The 20,515-nt window shown below is 41.7% G+C and carries 23 protein-coding genes; 17 read left to right on the top strand and 6 right to left on the bottom strand.

Annotated features, from left to right (window positions below; genetic code table 11):
• Positions 1–7 precede the first annotated feature (7 nt).
• From GXK58_RS00885 to GXK58_RS00865, 5 genes are all read left to right on the top strand, one after another.
• Positions 8–784 (top strand): 2-keto-4-pentenoate hydratase, encoded by a 777-nt coding sequence (locus tag GXK58_RS00885; RefSeq protein WP_160718948.1) that lies wholly within the window; start codon positions 8–10, stop codon positions 782–784.
• A gap of 25 nt (positions 785–809) precedes the next feature.
• On the top strand, positions 810–1,592 hold the full coding sequence (locus GXK58_RS00880; protein WP_160718946.1) for a 2-keto-4-pentenoate hydratase: 783 nt from the start codon (positions 810–812) through the stop codon (positions 1,590–1,592).
• Positions 1,593–1,612: 20 nt separating this feature from the next.
• Positions 1,613–1,807, top strand: a complete 195-nt coding sequence (locus GXK58_RS00875) for a 4-oxalocrotonate tautomerase (RefSeq protein WP_272928106.1) — start codon at positions 1,613–1,615, stop codon at positions 1,805–1,807.
• Positions 1,808–1,908: 101 nt separating this feature from the next.
• A complete protein-coding gene (locus tag GXK58_RS00870) occupies positions 1,909–2,757 on the top strand; it encodes an extradiol ring-cleavage dioxygenase (RefSeq protein ID WP_160718942.1) in 849 nt (282 codons plus the stop codon).
• A gap of 321 nt (positions 2,758–3,078) precedes the next feature.
• The gene (locus GXK58_RS00865; RefSeq protein ID WP_160718940.1) at positions 3,079–3,648 is read left to right on the top strand and encodes a DNA-3-methyladenine glycosylase I; all 570 of its coding nucleotides are present in this window, start codon (positions 3,079–3,081) and stop codon (positions 3,646–3,648) included.
• Positions 3,649–3,688: 40 nt separating this feature from the next.
• Here the strand turns inward: GXK58_RS00865 and GXK58_RS26940 are convergent, their stop codons facing one another.
• Entirely contained in the window at positions 3,689–3,850 is a 162-nt protein-coding gene (locus GXK58_RS26940) for a hypothetical protein (protein WP_202171255.1), read from the bottom strand.
• Positions 3,851–4,107: 257 nt separating this feature from the next.
• Between GXK58_RS26940 and GXK58_RS00860 the strand changes: the two genes are divergently transcribed.
• The 4 genes from GXK58_RS00860 to copZ all read left to right on the top strand — a co-directional run bounded on the left by GXK58_RS00860 (position 4,108) and on the right by copZ (position 6,051).
• Complete coding sequence (locus tag GXK58_RS00860) at positions 4,108–4,755, top strand: TetR/AcrR family transcriptional regulator (protein WP_160718938.1); 648 nt, start codon at positions 4,108–4,110, stop codon at positions 4,753–4,755.
• Positions 4,756–4,894: 139 nt separating this feature from the next.
• Positions 4,895–5,359, top strand: a complete 465-nt coding sequence (locus GXK58_RS00855) for a CBS domain-containing protein (protein ID WP_160718936.1) — start codon at positions 4,895–4,897, stop codon at positions 5,357–5,359.
• A 121-nt stretch (positions 5,360–5,480) separates the two neighbouring features.
• Positions 5,481–5,834, top strand: a complete 354-nt coding sequence (locus GXK58_RS00850; protein ID WP_160718934.1) for a metal-sensitive transcriptional regulator — start codon at positions 5,481–5,483, stop codon at positions 5,832–5,834.
• A gap of 10 nt (positions 5,835–5,844) precedes the next feature.
• Positions 5,845–6,051 (top strand): copper chaperone CopZ, encoded by a 207-nt coding sequence (copZ, locus tag GXK58_RS00845; protein WP_160718932.1) that lies wholly within the window; start codon positions 5,845–5,847, stop codon positions 6,049–6,051.
• Between the two features lie 41 nt (positions 6,052–6,092).
• Here the strand turns inward: copZ and GXK58_RS00840 are convergent, their stop codons facing one another.
• From GXK58_RS00840 to GXK58_RS00830, 3 genes are all read right to left on the bottom strand, one after another.
• Positions 6,093–6,497: a VOC family protein gene (locus GXK58_RS00840; RefSeq protein WP_160718930.1), complete on the bottom strand. Its 405-nt coding sequence runs from the start codon at positions 6,495–6,497 to the stop codon at positions 6,093–6,095.
• Positions 6,498–6,637: 140 nt separating this feature from the next.
• Positions 6,638–7,912, bottom strand: coding sequence for an MFS transporter (locus tag GXK58_RS00835; RefSeq protein WP_160718928.1), 1,275 nt, complete (start codon positions 7,910–7,912; stop codon positions 6,638–6,640).
• Positions 7,909–9,231, bottom strand: coding sequence for an alkaline phosphatase family protein (locus tag GXK58_RS00830; protein WP_160718926.1), 1,323 nt, complete (start codon positions 9,229–9,231; stop codon positions 7,909–7,911). Before GXK58_RS00830 ends, GXK58_RS00835 begins: the two co-directional genes overlap by 4 nt.
• Before the next feature lie 165 nt (positions 9,232–9,396).
• Here GXK58_RS00830 and GXK58_RS00825 point away from each other — a divergent pair, with 165 nt between their 5' ends.
• Positions 9,397–10,311, top strand: a complete 915-nt coding sequence (locus GXK58_RS00825; protein ID WP_160718924.1) for an alpha/beta hydrolase — start codon at positions 9,397–9,399, stop codon at positions 10,309–10,311.
• A gap of 19 nt (positions 10,312–10,330) precedes the next feature.
• Here the strand turns inward: GXK58_RS00825 and GXK58_RS00820 are convergent, their stop codons facing one another.
• The gene (locus GXK58_RS00820) at positions 10,331–12,406 is read right to left on the bottom strand and encodes a hypothetical protein (protein ID WP_160718922.1); all 2,076 of its coding nucleotides are present in this window, start codon (positions 12,404–12,406) and stop codon (positions 10,331–10,333) included.
• Between the two features lie 245 nt (positions 12,407–12,651).
• On the opposite strand from GXK58_RS00820, the gene GXK58_RS00815 reads away from it, so the two are divergent.
• Both GXK58_RS00815 and GXK58_RS00810 read left to right on the top strand, forming a co-directional pair.
• Positions 12,652–13,146 carry a flavodoxin domain-containing protein gene (locus tag GXK58_RS00815; protein WP_160718920.1) on the top strand — a complete coding sequence of 165 codons (495 nt, stop codon included), beginning with the start codon at positions 12,652–12,654 and terminating at the stop codon, positions 13,144–13,146.
• Between the two features lie 150 nt (positions 13,147–13,296).
• Positions 13,297–14,325, top strand: a complete 1,029-nt coding sequence (locus tag GXK58_RS00810; protein ID WP_160718918.1) for an ATP-grasp domain-containing protein — start codon at positions 13,297–13,299, stop codon at positions 14,323–14,325.
• Between the two features lie 47 nt (positions 14,326–14,372).
• Here GXK58_RS00810 and GXK58_RS00805 read toward each other — a convergent pair whose 3' ends face one another.
• A complete protein-coding gene (locus GXK58_RS00805) occupies positions 14,373–14,747 on the bottom strand; it encodes a nucleotide excision repair endonuclease (protein WP_160718916.1) in 375 nt (124 codons plus the stop codon).
• Positions 14,748–15,010: 263 nt separating this feature from the next.
• Between GXK58_RS00805 and GXK58_RS00800 the strand changes: the two genes are divergently transcribed.
• The 5 genes from GXK58_RS00800 to GXK58_RS00775 all read left to right on the top strand — a co-directional run bounded on the left by GXK58_RS00800 (position 15,011) and on the right by GXK58_RS00775 (position 20,374).
• Complete coding sequence (locus GXK58_RS00800) at positions 15,011–15,592, top strand: TerD family protein (protein WP_160718914.1); 582 nt, start codon at positions 15,011–15,013, stop codon at positions 15,590–15,592.
• 239 nt (positions 15,593–15,831) lie between these two features.
• Entirely contained in the window at positions 15,832–16,227 is a 396-nt protein-coding gene (locus GXK58_RS00790; RefSeq protein WP_160718910.1) for a hypothetical protein, read from the top strand.
• Between the two features lie 168 nt (positions 16,228–16,395).
• On the top strand, positions 16,396–18,057 hold the full coding sequence (gene hutU / locus GXK58_RS00785; protein WP_160718908.1) for a urocanate hydratase: 1,662 nt from the start codon (positions 16,396–16,398) through the stop codon (positions 18,055–18,057).
• Positions 18,058–18,086: 29 nt separating this feature from the next.
• Positions 18,087–19,361 (top strand): imidazolonepropionase, encoded by a 1,275-nt coding sequence (gene hutI / locus GXK58_RS00780; protein ID WP_160718906.1) that lies wholly within the window; start codon positions 18,087–18,089, stop codon positions 19,359–19,361.
• Positions 19,358–20,374, top strand: a complete 1,017-nt coding sequence (locus GXK58_RS00775; RefSeq protein WP_237389523.1) for an agmatinase family protein — start codon at positions 19,358–19,360, stop codon at positions 20,372–20,374. The genes hutI and GXK58_RS00775 overlap by 4 nt, the downstream gene beginning before the upstream one ends.
• Positions 20,375–20,515: the final 141 nt, after the last annotated feature.

Genomic DNA, 20,515 nt, shown 5'->3' with positions numbered 1-20,515 from the left:
AAGTACGTTGACTAGTAAGCTTAAACAATTTGCAGAACGGTTATCTGCAGCAGAGACAACAAAGGTGGGAATCAGCCCGTTGACATCTGAGGATGCTCTTCTTTCAGTAGAAGAAGCCTACCATATCCAACTTGAAAATATTAATAGAAAAATCGCTCAAGGGCATAAAATCATTGGTAAAAAAATCGGTTTAACCTCATTAGCGATGCAGAACTTGCTTGGTGTGGATGAACCTGATTATGGGCATTTATTAGACAATATGGTCGTAGAAAACGGAGGGTACATTTCGATTGAATCTGTCCTGCAGCCTAAGGTAGAGGCGGAAATCGCCTTTATTTTAAAAAAGGATTTACGGGGACCAAATGTTACCGCCCTTGATGTTCTTCAGGCCACAGATTATGTCGTTCCAGCACTTGAAATTGTCGATAGCAGAATTCAAGATTGGAAGATTAAACTGCAGGATACGGTTGCCGATAATGGTTCTTCCTGTATGTATGTGTTAGGTGGGAAACCTACTAAAATCGAAGATGTCGATCTAGAATTAATCGGCATGGTCTTAACGAAAAACGGTGAACTTGTCAATACCGGTGTTGGAGCTGCTGCGCTGGGAAATCCGGCCACCTGTGTGGCCTGGTTAGCAAATAAACTATCTGAATTTGATATTTCACTTAAAGCTGGTGAGGTCATTCTTTCTGGTGCGTTGTCTGCAGCGGAAACAGCCATTAAAGGAGATTCGTTTACGGCAAGATTTGCCCATCTTGGACAAGTCAGTGTGCACTTTTAATTTTTAAAAAAGGAGGGGAAGTCTCTTGAGTCAAATAAAGGAAATCGCTAATTATTTAGTTTCAGCTGAGCTGGAAAAACGTGAGGTTGAGAAGGTTACCGCGAACTTGAAGCCAAATTTAACGGTTGAGGAGGCCTATCAGGTTCAGGAAGAAATCGTCCAAATGAAATTGCAGGAAGGCAGAAGAATTATCGGTCCAAAGATGGGGTTAACTAGTTTTGCCAAAATGAAACAAATGGGTATTGACGATCCCATCTATGGTTATGTGTTCGATTATATGCTGATTGAAAATGGCGGTAAACTGCCATTACATCAAATGATTCATCCAAAAGTAGAAGCGGAAATTGCTTTTGTGATTGGTGTAGATATCGAAGGTCCCGGTGTGACCGGGGCGCAGGTGCTTGCCAAAACAGACTATGTGCTTCCTGCTTTAGAAATCATCGACAGCCGTTATGAAAATTTCAATTTCACGTTACCAGATGTCATCGCCGATAATGCTTCCACCTCGAGAGTGGTTTTTGGAACCACTTTAAAGAAGCCGGAGCAGTTTGAACTGGATTTACTAGGTTCGACACTGTCAATCAATGGTGAAATCAAGGAGCTTGGAGCAGGTGCTGCCGTACTAGGACACCCTGCCCATTCCATTGCGATGCTCGCCAATATGCTGGCAAGAAAAGGCGAAAAAGTCCGCAAGGGAGATGTCATTTTAACCGGAGGAATTACCAGTGCGGTTAGGCTTGCTTATGGTGATGTCGTCAGCGGAAAATTTGACGGTTTGGGTGAAGTTACCTTTACCGTAACGGATTAAAAGATTTTTTTAGAAAAAGGATGATCAAAATGCCACTGATTAATGTTCAAATTATGGAAGGAAGACCACCTGAAAAAGTAAGGGAGTTAATCCATAATCTTACCAATACTGCTCAGGAAACATTGAACGCACCAAAGGAAAGTATCCGAGTGATTGTGACGGAAGTTCCAAAAACCCATTGGGGAATTGCAGGAATACCCGCTTCAGAACGATAGATTTTTTTTAAAGGGAGCATGGGGAAGATCAATGCTCCCCGCCATTTCGTTGTTTTTGTAAGCGTTAACTTGGAAAAGAAAAAGTTTTTGAGGAGGTTTATATGACAATCGAGTTTAGTTTGATAGTTCCCCATGTCCCTAGTATGTGTCATCAAGATCAAGTCCCTGAATTTCAACAGGATATGGCATCAGGTATGAAAGCCGTTGCCGAGCAAATAAAAGAAATGAAGCCGGATGTGATGGTTTTGGTATCCTGTCACTGGCCATCCACTTTTTTTCATTATGTGGATTGTACACCGGTTCATAAGGGGATCTTAACGGCTTTTGAGGCGCCTGATTTAATTAAGGATGTCCCTTACAACTTCCCTGGTGATGAAAACCTGGCCAATCAGTTGGTCAAGGCAGCAGAAAAAGCCGGTCTTCAGGTCCAAGGAGTAAATGATCCTTATTATCTTTGGGATTATGGAAGTGTAGTGCCGCTAAGGTATTTGAATCCTGATTCCGATATACCGGTTATCAATTTATCTGTTACATTGGCAGCAAGCATTGAAGAAACCTACAAATGGGGGCAAGTTATTGCCAAGGTATTACAAGAGACGGATAAAAAGGTAGTCTTCATTTCCAGTGGTGCCTTGTCGCATAATTTAGTGAGAGGCAGACACAACAAGCCAACCGTGACCGAACATGCGATGGATAAACAATTTCTTGAATTTGTGATGAACAGGGATTACCAATCCGCTTACGATATGCTGCCGGAATATGCAAGATTAGCCAGAGTCGAGTCCGGGGGCCGGCATCTTGCCATGTTGTTGAGCATGCTGGACAAAGAATGCAAACCAGTCTTTTATGCGGATGGACAGTCTTCCGGAAGCTGGAACGTGTTAATTACCTTTAGTAAGGTAGCTTCATTAGCAAATCAGGGTTTGCCTGAAAGTGAATTCGCAAAATAAACGAGGCTTGAATTCGCTCAGCCCATTAAAGTGATCCTTTAATGGGTTTTTGTATGGGGAATTTTATGGAGGATTATGTAATAATGGATTATGTTCTTAAAAAGAATGGCTGTGTTAAAGGTAATTATTGATTTTTAGCATGTTGATTGGAGCGGAAGGCGGCGAAGACTCCTGCGGGAGTACGGGGCAGGGGAGACCCCGCAGGCGCTAAAAGCGCCGAGGAGGCTCCCCGGCACGCCCGCGGAAAGCGAAGCCGCCTGGAGCGGAAATCAACATTCATGATTTACCCAGCCGAAAAAATAAATTTTAGGAGAAAATGCGATGGCAGATAACCAAAAAAGATGCGGCTGGGTGAATCAAGATCCCCTTTACATCAACTACCATGACCATGAATGGGGCGTACCTGTATTTGATGACCGCTTGCTGTTTGAATACTTAAATCTCGAAGGAGCACAGGCGGGACTAAGCTGGTATACCATATTAAAAAAACGGGAAAATTACCGCCAAGCTTTTGATCATTTTGAGGCAGAAAAGATTGTTCATTACGATGACCATAAGATTCAGGAATTGTTACATAATGAAGGAATCGTCAGGAATAAATTAAAAATAAATGCAGTGATCACAAACGCGAAAGCATTTTTGAAAGTAGTCGAGGAATTCGGATCCTTTCAGGCATATATTTGGTCCTTTGTAGATGGCCAGCCGATTCAAAATCATTTTAAGGAATTGAGCGAAGTACCAGCCACTACGGAAATAAGTGATAAATTAAGCAAAGATTTAAAAAAGCGTGGTTTTAAGTTTGTCGGTTCCACTATTTGTTATGCTTTTATGCAGGCAGTGGGAATGGTGAATGACCATATCACGACATGTATGTGTTACAAGCAGGAATAAAAAGAGAAGGCCCCGCGCAAATGTGACGGGCCTTCACTAATTATTTTGATGGTTTTTCCAATAGAAAATCAGAAGCTGGAATCGGTATAATTTTTCCTCCGATTTGAACGTGAACGGTATCGTTGAAAATGGCTTTAACAATTCCCTTTAGTGAAATAGTGGAATTAATAGATATTTTCTTAGATTCAAATTGGTTTGCCAAATTAATCAACACCTTCCAGAATATTAGAAACGGATCATATAAAAATGGAAATCTAAAATTTAGATACATTAATTATTCGCATATTAACGGTAATTTTCCTGCTTACTAGAATAACTTTTCATGTAAATATATTAAGTTAAAAAAATATAAAGTGAACTATAGTTCAAGTATCACATAATTGGTTTCATCTGTCAATTTTAAAGTTGAACTATGGTTCAAATTATTGAATCGTGGTATGATAATAATGAGGTGAAGACATGTCAGATGATGAAAAGCTAGTAGGAGAATTTCCATTTTTGCCAAAACAGGAGCGGGCTCAAGCTAAAAGAAATGCACTAATTGAAAGTGGTTATACGTTATTTCAAGCAAAGGGTTATGAGAATACAACGGCAAAAGATATTGCAGCACATGCAGGGGTAGCTACCGGAACTTTTTATCGGTATTTTTCTGATAAGCGCCAACTATTGATGTCGCTGCTCAAAAATCAGATTGAGACCTATCTGCCGCCTGATATTAATTGGATATCTAACGATCCTGTTTCAACATTGGCTTCTTCTTTGGAGAATCATTATAACCGAATTCATGAGTTCGGGCTCAGGCATGTTCTCCCAGAGCTGTTATCAAAGGATTTGGAGCTTGCTGACGTACTTGAAAATGCCAGGGGCAGGATACATGCTAGAATCCTTTCGGGCTTAAAGCAAGCAAGGGAAAAAGGGTTAATTTGGAATGATCTGGACCTAGATACCGTCTCTTGGGCGATTATGGTGATTGTGGAAAACGGCCTTGACCGTCTTGCTGAGAAGAAATGTACGTATCAGGACTTAGCCAAGCTTATTTGCCGGATGGTGTTTCCGCCTTCCGTGTTAAATCAACTGTGCGGAAGTGATGCAGAAACATCTGAATAAAAAAATAAGAATCCCATTCATTTTCTCTTTTTAAGAAAGTTGGATTTTATTATATTCTTCATGGTAAGGAATTAGAACGCAGAGAAAAGGAATCAATAAAATTTTTTTTAAAATCGATTCGAAGGAAGCGGTGACCATAATGAAAGTAAGAGATTTTATGGTGAGAGACGTGATTTCTGCCAGCCCAGAAAGTACTGTTAAAGAAGTCATGTCCATTTTTGTAGAAAAAAAAATCGGCGGTGTACCCATTTTGAAAAAGGATGGGTCATTGTCTGGCATGATTACGGATGGTGATATTTTACGGGCCATCAAACCATTAGACCGGCGGATTCACGATTATTTTAGTTTCATGACCTATATAGCAGTAGCCGATAGGGATGCCCATCTTAGTGAAATCATAAACATGGAAATTATCAAGATTGCAAAAACACATGGAATTGTGACTGTCCGTCCTGAGGATGAAATGGAAACAGTAATTAGTCTTTTAGCTAAACATCACTTTAAAAAATTACCTGTAATTAATGGAGCAGGCCGTGTGGTTGGTGTAATCAGCCGAGGAGATGTCATTCGCAATATACAACAAACGATTGTTGAAAGTTTATAGGCAGCCATATTAAAAGTAGACGGGTAATTTTAATGAATATTTAAATAATTGGGTAGGCTTTACCCATCGCTTTACGATACGGGGGTATGATATAATTAGTCCAAAAAAGGAGGCGTTTTGAATGTCTCAAGAACAAAAACAAGAGCTGAATCAGGAGATAGATGAAGAATCGTGCTGCAATCCCGACGGAAGTCATCGTAAAAGCCACCATTCAGATAAGGTGAAAAGTAATCTGGTTACAAGATTAAACAGGATTGAAGGACAAATTCGCGGGATCAAGGGATTGATTGAGAAGGATACGTATTGTGATGATGTTATAAATCAAATAGCTGCCACACAATCTGCGTTAAATAGCGTGGCTAAATTATTGCTTGAAGGTCATATGAAAAGCTGTGTTGTGGAAAGAATCCAAGAGGGTGATCTAGAAGTCTTAGATGAAGTTCTAGTAACCATTCAAAAATTAATGAAAAAGTGAGGAATACATCATGGAACATGCTACATTAAATGTAAGTGGAATGTCTTGTGATCATTGTGTCAAAGCAGTGGAAGGCAGTGTGGGAGAACTTCAGGGTGTTCAAAAGGTGTCCGTGGACTTGGCCAAGGGTCAAGTGGAAATTGAGTTTGATGCAGCACTGGTATCATTAAATAAAATTAAAGAAACAATCGATGACCAAGGATATGATGTGAAATAAGAAAGTGCACCCAGGTTTATATAACACCTGGGTGTTTTTAGTTAATTAACCGTAAACATCCATGTTACTCCGTATTTGTCCTGTAAGGAGCCATGCAGCTTGGAAAAGAAGGTTGGCTGCAATTCCATATAAACGGAACCGCCATCTTTAAGGATGTCCCATGCTTTTTTAGCACGCCCCTCGGAGTCTAACTCTACACTGATAGAAACTTTTGGACTGCCTTCGGTGCTCCGATGTCCATCCGATCCATAAATAAGACCTGAGTCTGTTAATTTTAATTGGGCATGCAAAACAAGATCCTTATCACTTTCAGCCACTGGAAATTCAGGGTTCGGAGGCATGTCACCATACTTCTGAATAGAAACCATTTCGCCATCAAAGGCTTTTTGGTACATGCTAAACGCCTCGCCGCATTCTCTGTTAAACATTAAATAAGGTGTAATCATTATGGATATTCTCCTTTAATTTTATTAGATATGTAAAAACACAGCTGTTATCTACAGTATAACCGAACGTAGGTTCTACAATCAATCAAAATAAAATCACAGTGCAATTTCAACAGGTGAATTGCACTGTGGTTGGGAACTTATAGTGACAAAGAATTGGATTTAGAGGTTGAATCTGTTTCTGGTACCCGTAATAAGAGCAGCCCGCCAATAATAAATAGCACGATCAAACTAAACACACCGCTATTGGTATTCCCGGTTAATTGTGCAGTTAATCCGACTAAAAATGGACCTAAGATCGCAGCGAATTTATAAAAGATGCTATAAAATCCAAAAAACTCATTGGCGCTTTCTTTTGGCACGAGTTTAGCAAAGTAGGAACGGCTCAGTGCCTGAATCCCTCCTTGTGAAGAAGCAACAAGCATAGCAAGAATCCAAAAATCCAAGGTGCTTTGTAAAAAATAGGCATAGATACAAATGACGACATAGACAAATATTCCAACTAAAAGCATCGTTTTTCCCTTAAATCGGTCAGCAAGCTTTCCGTACAGAACCGCAAACGGTGCTGCTACGACTTGTGTCGCAAACAGGATAATTAATAGGTTGGTTGAGGTGATGCCCAAATCACTGCCATATGCTGTAGACATCGTAATGATGGTATTCACTCCATCAATGTAAAAGAAATAGGCTAATAAGAATAAGAATAACGGACGATACAGTCTTATTTTTTTAAATGTTATAAAAAGCTGACGAAACCCATTGGCAACCGGGTTTGGAACACGTTCCTTATAATATATCTGCCTTACATTTTTCAGCATAGGAATCGTAAACAATCCCCACCAAAGTGCTGTGATAGCAAATGCCGCTTGACTGGCAGACGTAACTGAAAGGGGGAGGATTCCCTGCTGGGATAATAATATTAGAGTGATTCCCAGGATAAACGGGATGGTACTGCCGATATAACCCATTGCAAAGCCTTTGGAGGAAATTTGATTCATCCGTTCTTCGGTTGTCACATCGACCAAGAAGGCATCATAGAAAATATTAGTCCCGCCAAAGCCAATAACTGTAATCATGTAGAAGATTAAGAGAGTCAGCCATTGATGACTTGGTACAACTGCGAGTAATAAAGTGAAGATAATTCCAAGTGCGAAGAAAAAGGTGAAGAATCGTTTTTTGAAGCCTTTAAAATCGGCAATGCTTCCTAAAATTGGAGCACAAAGTGAGATTAATAGGGTTGCAAACGAGTTGGCATAGCCCCAATAGGCTGTTGAAGTGGAGGCAGCAAGTCCTGAAGAGTTCGCTGCTGCTTTAAAATATAAAGGAAAAATAGCGGTTGTAATCAGGATAGAGTAGGCAGAGTTTGCCCAGTCATAGAAAACCCAGCTCTTTTCTTGCTTTGACATTCGACTCATGTAACTTCCCCCTTTGACGTTAACAACTCTTCGATCACTTTTCCATCGGTAGTTCCCAAGCTTACACCTAAAAGTCTGGCAAAGGTCGGGCCTTCATCGATGAGGCGGATGGAAGGCAATGTGACTTGTTGAATTCCTTTTCCAGCTGCCATCAAAATCGTTCCGTAGTTTTCTTTTTCAGGAGAGTAGCCGTGGCAGGCTAAAGTATATTTTTTATTTGCTCTTGTCTCTTCTTTTGTAATCGTTTTAATCACTTCCCCCGTATAATCTTCTAAAAAATAAAATCCCCGTCTTGCTTCGATCATAAAGGCACAGGCCGGATCTGCTCCAAGTGCTGCTGCTTCTACTCCGGTAATAAATTTTTCAATCCCGAAGTCTGGTTCGTCCAGCATTAAATCTAAGAGCTTGTGAACGATTTGAAGTGTTTGTTCATCACCTGGGTCCTTTAGATAAATATATGCGGAGCCATCACAGCTTTTACAATAGGCCTTCCAATCTATTAACTTTCCATTTGTGTTAGTGGTGAGTAAGTGTTGTTTATGCAGCAGGACATTGATGCTAATCGCTTTTTGTTCATCTAAGGCACTGTGATCGCCTAAAGCGATGACTGTGGATTGTTCATGAATACCTGCTTCCTCTAATGCTTTTAGGATTCTGCCAAGGCGGCTGTTATGACGGTGAAGGGCGGTAATTGCATCTTGTGAAGAAAAGCCGTGATCATGGCGCTGGGTATCTAGATCGGTAAAGTGGACCATTAATAAATTAGGCATCTTATGTTTTATGGTATCAACTGCCGACTCGAGGACGAAATCGTCCAACTCGGGCTGTTTAAGACCCTTTCGGATATGACCGTAGCGTTTGTTCATTTCCCATTGAAAAAGAGGGGAACCATTCATTAATGAAACAACGATTTGATTTTTCCATGGCCGATTTGCGAAGATTTCCGGCATGTTGAAGTCAATGTCAGCCCCGGCAGTTACTGGCCAAAGAAGGGCGGCTGTGGTCATGTTTGCTTTTTTAACTTCGTCATAAAGGGTTGTTCCACGAATACATTTGCGGTACCAGTTCCAATCTGGTGAGGCCATACCTGGCTGCAGGAGTGTGTTATTTATAACGCCGTGATGTTTAGGATAATTTCCGGTAACGATGGTAGCATGACATGGATAGGTAACGGATGGATAGATCGATTCCACCTGTTCAACCAATGCCCCGTTAGCGAGGATGGTTTGAAAGTGTGGCAGTTCTTTTAAGATGGGCAGGTCTAAAGTGGAAAGACAATCAAAGGAAAGAATAATTAAATGATCAGTGAGACGATCCATTGAACACCTCCTGTTAAGCTAATTGTACTATAGACGCTTAAATTGTTACAGAATATTTACGGAAATTTAGAAGAATTGTTACTAGCTTCAATTGCTTCAATCAGGGGTATTATTTTTTAGTATAATAACATTAACAGATATTGGGTGAGAAGGTGGAGTGAAATCATGTCAAGTTTCCAAAGTTACTTTTTTGAAAAAGCAATTAAGCTTTCGGTAAAAAGGGCAGTTAAAAAAGGGGTGAGGGAAAAGAAAATAGAGGAACAGAGGGAAATGCTTGACGCAGCTGCCAGCCGGATGGGCAAGCTTCCGAAGGATTGCCAGGCGGTACCTTTGCAATTAGAAGGATTGTATGCGGAGTGGTTATCTACGGGCATGCCTCTACCAAATAAGGTGATTCTTTATCTGCACGGAGGGGGTTATGCTTTTTGTTCAGCGAATACACATCGGCCTCTAGCTGCAAGGATTGGAAAAGCAGCGGGTGTGAAGGTGCTGTTTCCTGAGTATCGCCTGGCCCCGGAACATCCATTTCCTGCAGCGATTGAAGATTCGGTCAATGTGTACCGTTGGCTGTTAAGTCAGGGTTATGCTGCTGAGGATATTATGTTTGCAGGGGATTCTGCAGGGGGAGGCTTGTGTTTAGCCACAGCACTCGTTCTCAGGGATCAAAATGAGCCGCTGCCTGCTGGGATTGTTTGTCTGTCACCATGGGTAGATTTAACAAGCAGCGGGGAAAGTTATCAGAAAAATGGAGAAGTAGACCCGTATTTAAGCTTGCGGGCTGTAAAAGAAGCAGCTCGACTATATGCGGGAGCAGAACCGCTCGACCATCCGTTAATTTCACCCGTTTTTGCCGATTTAACTGGCTTGCCGCCTATTTTGATTCAATCGGGAACACACGAAATTCTGCAGAGTGACGCCATGATGCTTGAAGCGAAAGCCAGGGATGCTGGTGTGAAAGTATCATTGCAGGTATGGGACGGAATGTGGCATGTTTGGCAGATAAGCGGGGATATTCTGCCAGAAGCAAAAAAGTCGACTAGAGAAATTGGCAGATTTATAAGGAAGGTATTTAAAGCGTAAAGATTTCTTATCTTTACGCTTATTTTATTAGTTGGTTTTGAATGGTTTCATCTGATATCGAGACGAGCCCTAGATTGTTGCTTGTTGCTATGATTGACTTATGATCGATGACTTGATAGCGAAGGCGGTCCTGCCATATATAAGGCGTCGTTTGGGAGTTTATTTTATGGTGTGTAATGGTGTAGTCGAGGGAGCAGGACCTTTGGATATCATTCCTTTTTCTGCTGTAGGCGTTCACCCCGATGACCAATTTCATCAATAAACCCCAGACTCCTGAAAAACTCATATTTTTAAAAGGGCTGCTTGTAAGTTGGCAGATTGATAAGGTTTGATTATTTGCAAATGTGACTGTTGCTTTAACAGCCGAGGCATAGTGAACATCACCAGATAAAATGATCAGATGTGAAGGATTCCAATTGGAGGTTTGAGTGAGAAATTCAGTAAACCCTTTTCCGTTATATTTCCATGCTTCAAAATCAAATGATGTCTGAACTTTTACGCCTATTACTTGGAATGGGTAAACATAGTCATGTAAAAAGGACTCGATTAGTCCCATACCGTAAACGGGTGTGGCTGAGACTACTATTAAGGGGGTGCCATTTTTCCAGCCGCTCGCATGAAGCTTGAGGGTTATATCCGACCAGCCTTCTTGGCTTACTAGCTGTGGGCATCCTTCAGTTTCTTTGATAATAGACCCAAATTTTATTGGCTTGGGATTTGTATCGTAGTCACGCATTGTCCGGGTATCAAGGAAAACGGCGATAGGATAAGTGGGTGCAGTGTAATGCCAAGACTTATAATTCCAGAGCGTCTCTAACCATTGTTGATAGGGCTGTTGGAGGGAATTTCCTTTACGTAAACTTTTAGAATAGCTGACCATATTTTTAATAAATACATCATCAAATGCGTCCGGGTCATTTCCCCAGCCCTGAAAAAGCCAATAGGCAGTCAGCCCATTTGCAATGATATGTTTTCCTAAAGGGGCACTATTTACATTCATTTTCCATTCAGCGGAAAGATTCCAATCATCAGTGATGTCATGGTCATCAAAGATCATATAGGTGGGGAGATTGGCAAGTAATCTTCTAACACGCCAGAGTGTGTCCTGAAAGGAAATGAGCGCCTCTTGCTGATCTAGGAAACGTTCCTTTAGTTTTTCACGTTCTTTTTTATGTTCCTTTTTATAGCGGCAGTTATTTGGGAAGGTATAGTGAATCATATTAGCCTTTTCTGCTTCCTCAAAGGATGGGAGCAGGTGCTGGGTCTGAAGGGCGGCCCATATTTCAGGATTCCAAGCTAAAAGATACATTGCCGCATATTCTCCCAATTCGATCAAATGATTTTCGGGGTGGGAGGTGGTAAATTGGGCAATCTTCTCAATAATAAATTGCCTTCCGCTGATTTTGGTTAACGCTGCCGAGTTGGGCTCCTGACTAAGGCGGGAATCGAGCGTGAATAGTGATTCTTTACTGCCGATAAGTCGGCGGCTGAGGGTGGATAAAGGAAGAATGATAGGGTCTGCTACATCATCAGCATAAATTTGATCGCCCATTAAGAAAAGGGAATCAGGGCGTTTGTTTATATTGTTATATTCTTTTTCTAAAATCCGATCTGCTAATGCGAGTGCATCTTGTTCCTCGCCATGGGGCTTTCGGCAAGAACCATAGATAATATTACTTTGGGTATTTCCACTTTTTATCACAAAGGAAGGGTATTTCAGGTTTCCATATACAAGACAGCCAGGGTGAGTAGAGGTGAGGTAATGAAGACTTTCAAGATCCTCGGATTGCAAGTTATGAGAAAAATGGAGGTTATATCCAATTAAACTGTCGACTGGAAAAGGGACGTCCACAGGAACAATTTTAATTAAATGAATGTATAACCGTTTTCCGGCCCGAATGGAGGTTGTCTCCGTTTTAGCAGCTATCATCTGATATTCATAGGATGAATTGCTTTGACTTTCGGGCTGAATCAAATACAAACTTGCCTCAATCTCCGTCTTCCTGCTTGTAGCCACCCACAAAAATACTCTATCGCATTCCACTCTTCGGACAATCGGACCAGCCAAAATAAACGGTAACTCAAGTTTTCTCATTGACACAGCACCTCACCAGTAGTGGTAATGGTGACAGGCACCATTTGTAATGCGGCGGTGTTGTAAATTAGAAGGTGATATGGAATATGGACCAAGACACTTTGTTTATTGATTGTAATAATATTGCCAATATTTGTACAAGGTTTCGGTTTAAAAGGATTTATAATGTAATTAGTATATTCGCACCTTGATTCCAGAATGTCATCAAGACGTTTGCTTTGTTAATTGAAGGAGGGGTTAGTAGCATGAAAAGTTTAATTGTTTATTGCTCGTCCCACGGGACTACAGAAAAAGTGGTTGGAATTCTCAGCGAAAAACTAACCGGAGAAGTGGTTTCAGTCGATCTAAAAAAGGATCATAGCTTAATTGACTTAAATGATTTTGATGTGGTAATTATAGGTGGTTCAATTCACGCGGGAATGATTCAGCGGAGGATTAAAAAGTTTATTCAAACCCATCATGATGAGTTATTAGAGAAAGAAGTAGGATTGTTTCTCGTTTGTATGCGCGAAGGTGAACTGGCAGTAGATCAATTTAATCATGCTTATCCACAGGATTTGCGGAAGAGTTCGGTTGCACTTGGCTTGTTTGGCGGCGAATTTCTCGTTTCCAAAATGAATTTTTTTGAAAGACAAGTAGTGAAAAAGGTGGATGGAATTAGTACCGACCAATCTAAGTTAGATATGGAAGCGATAACAGAGTTTGTCTCCCGGTTTAATAATATAAAAATATATGTGTAAGGAAAACATGCGTAATCAGCAAAACCTGTTAAATCAATAGACAGAATCGTCCTAGTTTTTGGCTGGGGCGATTTTTTCATATTAGTGGTTTAGAAATTTCTCTCTTTGTCCATAATGGAAAAGTCAATTTTAAAGTAAGAGAGGATTACAATGAAAATTTGGTTTAATCGATGGTTTACCACTGTTACACACTATATGGATATGATTCGTGACAATGAGGATCATCGCAAGTTTACGATTTATGGAACAAGCCCGAATAAAGACGCTTTATATTTACAAAATTGTGATTATGCCTTTGTGGAGCCAGATATCTCTGGAGATGAATATATCGAATTCTGTCTCGATTTTTGTCGTATGCATGGGATTGATATTTTTGTCCCGCGCAAAGAAAATGTTCTTATCTCCAAGAGATTAGCTGAATTTGAGAATTTGGGTGTCAAGGTACTTGTTTGTCCTGATGCGTCCCTGATGGAGACGATGGATAACAAGGCGGCTGCTTATCAAACCTTAAACAGCGAGACACCAATTTTTACAATACCCGATTATTATATTGTCAATAACATCAATGATTTTAAAGAGGCCTATACAGCACTTAAGGGAAAAGGACACACGGTATGTTTTAAACCTGCTATTGGCGAAGGTGCAATGGGGTTTCGAGTGATCAAAGAGGAAATGGAGTCCATCCATCATCTTTTTCACAGCGGGGGCGGTTATCGCATCTCCTACAAGCACGCCTGTGAGGTATTAGGACAGCAGGAGACGTTTCCTGATTTAATGTTGCTGGAATATCTGGAAGGCAGGGAGTATAGCATTGATTGTTTGGCTTCGTCAGACCAATTGTATGCGGCCATTCCTCGTATGAAAGGGGATGGGCGAGTCCGTGAACTTGTCGAAAGTGTGGAGCTGATAGAGTTGGCGCATAAGTTTCATCAGTCCTATAAATTGCCATTTGTATTTAATATTCAGGTCAAATACAGTAAGGGAGTGCCAAAGCTGCTTGAAATTAATCCACGGATGAGCGGGGGCTTGCATTTCAGTTGTTTGTCAGGAATTAACTTTCCGTATATGGCCATTAAAATTTTATTAGGTGAGGAAATACATCCAATACAGCCGCGGTTTGGAATTCGGGCCAGTCATCTTGAAAAAGAAATGATTTTAAAATATGACGATATTAGTTAAAACAAAGAGCAGGTTCGCTTACTTTAGCGTATACCTGCTCTACTTGCTTATTTATAGAAAACCTTCTCAACATTGTATTTAGCATGAAGTGTGTTAATGATATAGGTTTCATAAATCTCTCTATCCATTGAAGATTCTACTACTAAAACAGCAATTTTATAAACCTCGTCACGGTGCGCTTTAATTGGTGAGACAGAATCTTCGAAATGGCGCTTAACTCGAGGGCGAAGCTTCCTGGCTTTACCGACAAAAAGTAAGTCATCATTGGCGTTGAAAAATAAGATGATGCCACCTTTGTCACGTGGAATTTTGTTATAATTAGTAAATCCGTAGACGCTGCTTAAAGGGGCTTCGACTTTTTCGCCCACCTGTCTACTTTTTGTGATCACGATATCTGGGTTTGGTATTTCAATTTTTATCATAAACTGCATTCGCTCCCTGCTTAAATATAAACGGCTAACTGTAGCCAAGAGTCCATTATAGCATATCTTGCCATTATCGGTTCGACTTTCTTAATTTAACCATTTTGATCTATTTAAAAACATTATTTATTGCAGTTGTCATGTGTTAAAAGTAGAAAAACGGATTTAATTTTTGTAGAATAAAGGAAGGTATTGGAACTTTATTGTTCCAATTAACAATAAACCTGAATGAAAACCTATTTACTATTGGAAAGGGTGTTTGTATGGCGATTTCATTGTCTAAAGGTCAAAAGATCGATTTAACGAAAACCAATCCTGGTTTAACCAAAGTGATTGTAGGTCTCGGCTGGGACACCAACCGTTATGATGGCGGTGGCGATTTCGACTTGGATTGCAGTATCTTTCTTCTAAATGCTAACGGTAAGTGTGCGTCTGAGAAGGATTTTGTTTTCTACAACCAACTTGAAGGCGGAAATGGTTCCGTTGTACATACAGGTGATAATCGTACGGGCGCTGGAGATGGCGACGATGAGCAGGTGAAAGTCGATTTAGCAGCTGTTCCTGCTCAAGTGGAACGAATTTCGTTTGTGATTACGATTCATGATGCAGAAGCAAGAGGGCAAAATTTTGGACAGGTTTCCAATGCTTTCTGCCGTGTCGTGAATGAAGAAACAAATCAAGAGATTATTCGTTATGACTTAGGTGAAGATTTCTCCATCGAAACGGCTATTATTGTGGGAGAACTTTACCGTCATAATGGCGAATGGAAATTCTCGGCTGTTGGTTCTGGGTACCAAGGCGGTCTCGCCCGAATTGCCACCGACTTCGGCCTGGACGTTGGCTGAACCTGCTACATGAAACCAAAAAAGGACAAGAATAAACTCTTGTCCTTTTTTGGTGCCTGTCACCATTAACAATTCCCGGTTTCATAAATATCCCGGAACCTATAACCGTGCCGACAACCAGTGATGTTGCGACGAAAAAGCCAATATTTTTGTGTAAATGTGCCTCTTTCACCAATTTGTCCGCTGGTTTTGTGTTATGGTATAAAAGTTAATGAATTCGGTTTAGAGGTGAATGATACTTGCAATATTTACTTAAAACACAGATAGTCTCCATACTATTGACCTTATGTTGGATTATTTATTTAGTCATTTTAGCCTTTCTGGATCAGCCTGATCGTGCGCTGCGATACATAAATACGTTTGTGTTCGGATTGGCAATTTTTATGGCCATCATTTATTTTGTCTTAAGCAGAAAACTCATAGGAAGAAATTGGTCCGGCCTGATACTAGTTCTTATCTCTTATTTTCTTTTATACAAGCCAGCTTTTGAAGAAGGTCTATTAAAAATAACAAGCGAGAGCTATGGGGATATCATTAAATTCCTTTCCATTTCAACCAGCACAGTTCATCTTCTCGCCATCATCTTTGGAATTGGCAGTGGAATTCTCTTCTCGAGACCTCAATTTAATAAATAAAACCAAAAGGATAAATCCCCAGCATACTGTTGCGGGCATTTATCCTTTTTTGGTGTTGTTTTTGGTGACAGGCACCATTTGTACTTTACCTGTGTTATTTTTATTTTCTTGAAGATTTTCTTTTTGGGATGAACATAGATTGGTATTAAAAGGGAGGGAGTGAGGGAGATGGGGTCTGGGAAACCGCCTGTGGTTCGGAGTTATACAGGAACAAAGTTACATGCGAAGGGCTGGATTCAAGAAGCTGCGCTTCGGATGCTGATGAATAATCTTGATCCAGAGGTAGCGGAGAGACCGGAGGATTTGGTCGTTTACGGTGGGATTGGCAAAGCGGCACGGAATTGGAAATCGTTCGATATCATCATCAAGACACTATTAGAATTAGAGAATGATGAAACCCTGCTTATTCAATCCGGTAAGCCTGTTGCTGTTTGGAAGACGCATAAAGATGCACCGCGGGTATTATTGGCCAACTCTAATCTGGTTCCCGCATGGGCGACATGGGAGCATTTTCACGAGCTTGATAAAAAGGGATTAATGATGTATGGCCAGATGACAGCAGGAAGCTGGATTTATATCGGCAGCCAAGGAATTGTCCAAGGAACCTATGAAACTTTTGCTGAAGCAGCCCGGCAGTCATTTGGCGGTTCCTTAAAACATACCATTACACTAACGGCTGGTCTTGGCGGGATGGGAGGCGCACAGCCGCTCGCGGTCACAATGAACGACGGAGTTTGTCTCGTCATTGAAGCAGATGAATCCAGAATCGACAGGCGTTTAGCAACCGCTTATCTCGACATAAAATCAAAGGACCTTGATGAAGCCTTGAAATTAGCGAGAGAAGCTAAGGCTTTAGGAAAAGCAGTTTCGATCGGCTTACTAGGCAATGCGGCTGAAATCCTTCCACAAATGATTGAAAAAGGGTTTACGCCGGACATATTAACGGACCAAACCTCCGCCCATGACCCGCTAAATGGCTATATTCCTGTTGGCATGACACTCGAAGCCGCTGCAATAATGAGAGTAAAAGAACCGGTCCGTTATGTGAAGCTTGCCAAACAAAGTATGGCCTTACATGTGAAAGCGATGTTGAAAATGCAAGAAACGGGTGCGATCACATTTGATTACGGAAACAACATCAGGCAAGTGGCTAAAGATGAAGGGGTCGATAATGCTTTTGATTTTCCAGGATTTGTGCCAGCATACATCCGCCCTTTATTTTGCGAAGGAAAAGGCCCTTTCCGCTGGGCTGCTCTTTCCGGCAATCCAGAAGATATCCGGAAAATAGATGAAGTCCTCTTACGCGAGTTTAAAGAGGATGATCATTTATGCAAATGGATTTCAATGGCTCGTAAAAAAATCAGCTTTCAAGGTCTGCCGGCCCGGATTTGCTGGCTCGGCTACGGAGATCGTGCCCGGTTTGGAAAGCTTATCAATGATATGGTCGCATCTGGTGAGGTATCCGCACCCATCGTGATTGGTCGTGATCATTTAGACGCAGGTTCGGTTGCCTCTCCAAACAGAGAAACAGAGGGAATGATGGATGGCAGTGACGCCGTATCAGACTGGCCGATTTTAAATGCATTGATCAATGCAATCGGCGGCGCCAGCTGGGTATCTATCCATCATGGAGGCGGGGTTGGAATGGGCTATTCACAGCATGCAGGAATGGTCATTGTTGCAGATGGAACGAAGGAGGCAGAAGTCCGGTTGCAGCGGGTACTAACCACTGACCCTGGAATGGGAGTCGTCCGTCATGCGGATGCCGGCTATGAATTAGCAATCAAAACGGCTAAAGAAAAAGGCATTAACATGCCCATGCTCGAGTGAGGACTAACGAAAGCGAGATGGTGATACAGATGGGCAAGGCCATTTTTATTCGGAATGCAGCTCAGCTAGTAACCCTAAGGGGGAGTTCCAATGCTACCCTAGTAAAAGAAGCGATGTCTACCCTTGGCATCATCGAAAACGGCAGTTTGTGGATTGAAGATGGGGTGATTCAAGCTGTAGGAAAGGACGAGGAACTTGTTAAAAAATACGCCGACCGCCTTTATCTTGCTGAAGTGATTGATGCGGCAGGAAAGCTCGTCACACCTGGCCTAGTTGACCCACATACACATTTAGTTTTTGCTGGAAGCAGAGAAAATGAATTTAACCTAAGGCTCAAGGGAGCGTCCTACATGGAGATCATGAATGCCGGCGGAGGGATTTATGCTACGACTAGAGGGACAAAACAGGCCACCCATGATGAACTATTTAAGGAAAGCTTCGAGCGATTAAATCAGTTCCTGTTACATGGAGTGACAACGGTTGAAGCAAAGAGCGGCTATGGGATGGATTGGGAAACCGAACGAAAGCAGCTTGAAGTGGCTAAGCAATTAAACGAAAAGCATCCAATCGACGTAGTGTCCACTTTTATGGGGGCACATGCGGTTCCAAAAGAATATAAGGACAATCCGGATCAATTTGTCGATATTTTGGTAGAAGAAATGATCCCTTTGGTGGCCAAACTGGGACTCGCCGAGTTTAATGATGTCTTCTGTGAAAAAGGTGTGTTTACTCCGGAACAAGCCCGAATTATTCTCGAGGCCGGAAAGCGTTATGGGTTAACACCGAAAATTCATGCTGATGAAATTGAACCATATGGCGGGGCAGAACTTGCTTCAGAGGTGGGAGCCATCTCAGCCGATCATCTGTTAAAAGCATCTGAAAAAGGACTGCTGGCTATGGCTGATGAGGGGGTAGTCGGGGTCCTGCTTCCCGGAACCGCTTATTTTTTAATGGCAGAATCGGCTAATGGACGAAAAATCATAGATATGGGTGTACCCGTGGCCTTGTCAACAGATTGCAATCCAGGCTCCTCTCCAACTGTATCCCTCCCTTTTATAATGAATCTAGCATGTGTAAAAATGGGGATGACACCTGCAGAGGTCATCACCGCAGCAACGATTAATGCCGCACATGCGATCGGGCGCGGCAAACAGATTGGCAGTTTGGAGGAAGGTAAGAAAGGTGATGTGACGATTTTTAAGGTAGAAAATTATATGAAACTTCAATACTTGTATGGGATGAATCATATCGAAACTGTAATTAAAAATGGCAGGGTCGTTGTAAAGGGAGGTCGGCTTACTTGAATAGCTTTCTCTATCCTAAATTAAATCCACCGGGTTTTATTTGGGTAAGGCCTGAAGGAAACTATGAAATGAACAAGGTTCATGAGTGGATTCAGCCGCTAACCAAGGAGTCTAATCCTGAACAAACGAAGAAGGCGGATGTGGTAGTCGTAGGGGTCCCGCTCTCTCGTTCGTCGATTAGCCCCTCAGGAGCATCCGAATTTCCGGATGCTTTCAGACGTGCCTGGAAAGGCTTTACCACTTATAACATAGATGAGGACGTGGATTTAGGAAAAATGCTTGCCTTAGATGTGGGGGACGTACCAATGCACGTTACCGATATCCGCCGTTGTCATGATAATATCGCCGAGGCATCAGCGACCATTCATCGTAATTTTCCTGCCTCAATAGTTACGGCGGTCGGAGGGGATCATTCCATTACTGCCATGATGATAAAAGGATTACATTGGGCAAAACCACAGGAGAAGATAGGCATTTTGCAATTGGATACCCACTTCGATTTAAGAAGCCTTGCTGATGATGGGCCTTCCAACGGAACACCGATGCGGAATTTGATTGATAGTGGTGTAGTGGAAGGGCCGAACCTATACAACATTGGATTACATGGCTTTTTTAATAGCAAGGATTTAAAGGTGTATGCAGATGAAAAGGGTGTTAATTATTTGACCATCCGCCAGGCACGAAAAAGAGGTATCGCAAAAACGGTCTCTCAATGCTTAAAAAAGCTTAATGAAAAGGTCGACACAATCTACTTAACCGTTGACATGGATGTCCTTGATATCGCCTATGCCCCTGGTGTCCCTGCATCTACGCCAGGCGGAATGACAACAGCAGAACTACTGGATGCAGTTTTCACTGCTGCCAAGCATCCAAAAGTCAAAGCAATTGACATCGTCTGCCTTGACCCGCTAAGAGACACACAAGTCCAGCCCACCGTAAAACTTGGCACCCATGTCTTTTTAACCTTTTTAACAGGGGTAATGATAAGAAAGGTGACAGGCACCGTAAAGTAAATCATATTTTCAATATGGCCAGCCACTTAACCCGGATCGGTTTCATTGAACGGGAAAGAGGCTGGCCATTCTTTTTTGATTTTGTGGACAAACGCCTTTACCAATTTATAACTACTTGAATTTACTATACCAACGATTCAA

This window comes from Bacillus sp. USDA818B3_A, from assembly GCF_009928415.1.
Taxonomy (GTDB): domain Bacteria; phylum Bacillota; class Bacilli; order Bacillales; family Cytobacillaceae; genus Neobacillus.
This window is presented reverse-complemented; position numbering and strand designations above follow the sequence as displayed.

Coding starts and splice junctions, on each gene's coding strand:
- GXK58_RS00840 (WP_160718930.1), bottom strand. CDS start 6,497: ATGATTACACCTTATTTAATGTTTAACAGAGAATGCGGCGAGGCGTTT.
- GXK58_RS00865 (WP_160718940.1), top strand. CDS start 3,079: ATGGCAGATAACCAAAAAAGATGCGGCTGGGTGAATCAAGATCCCCTT.
- hutU (WP_160718908.1), top strand. CDS start 16,396: ATGGGGTCTGGGAAACCGCCTGTGGTTCGGAGTTATACAGGAACAAAG.
- hutI (WP_160718906.1), top strand. CDS start 18,087: ATGGGCAAGGCCATTTTTATTCGGAATGCAGCTCAGCTAGTAACCCTA.
- GXK58_RS00860 (WP_160718938.1), top strand. CDS start 4,108: ATGTCAGATGATGAAAAGCTAGTAGGAGAATTTCCATTTTTGCCAAAA.
- GXK58_RS00870 (WP_160718942.1), top strand. CDS start 1,909: ATGACAATCGAGTTTAGTTTGATAGTTCCCCATGTCCCTAGTATGTGT.
- GXK58_RS00825 (WP_160718924.1), top strand. CDS start 9,397: ATGTCAAGTTTCCAAAGTTACTTTTTTGAAAAAGCAATTAAGCTTTCG.
- GXK58_RS00805 (WP_160718916.1), bottom strand. CDS start 14,747: ATGATAAAAATTGAAATACCAAACCCAGATATCGTGATCACAAAAAGT.
- GXK58_RS00830 (WP_160718926.1), bottom strand. CDS start 9,231: ATGGATCGTCTCACTGATCATTTAATTATTCTTTCCTTTGATTGTCTT.
- GXK58_RS00850 (WP_160718934.1), top strand. CDS start 5,481: ATGTCTCAAGAACAAAAACAAGAGCTGAATCAGGAGATAGATGAAGAA.
- GXK58_RS00875 (WP_272928106.1), top strand. CDS start 1,613: ATGATCAAAATGCCACTGATTAATGTTCAAATTATGGAAGGAAGACCA.
- GXK58_RS00820 (WP_160718922.1), bottom strand. CDS start 12,406: ATGAGAAAACTTGAGTTACCGTTTATTTTGGCTGGTCCGATTGTCCGA.
- GXK58_RS00835 (WP_160718928.1), bottom strand. CDS start 7,912: ATGAGTCGAATGTCAAAGCAAGAAAAGAGCTGGGTTTTCTATGACTGG.
- GXK58_RS00855 (WP_160718936.1), top strand. CDS start 4,895: ATGAAAGTAAGAGATTTTATGGTGAGAGACGTGATTTCTGCCAGCCCA.
- GXK58_RS00810 (WP_160718918.1), top strand. CDS start 13,297: ATGAAAATTTGGTTTAATCGATGGTTTACCACTGTTACACACTATATG.
- copZ (WP_160718932.1), top strand. CDS start 5,845: ATGGAACATGCTACATTAAATGTAAGTGGAATGTCTTGTGATCATTGT.
- GXK58_RS00800 (WP_160718914.1), top strand. CDS start 15,011: ATGGCGATTTCATTGTCTAAAGGTCAAAAGATCGATTTAACGAAAACC.
- GXK58_RS00815 (WP_160718920.1), top strand. CDS start 12,652: ATGAAAAGTTTAATTGTTTATTGCTCGTCCCACGGGACTACAGAAAAA.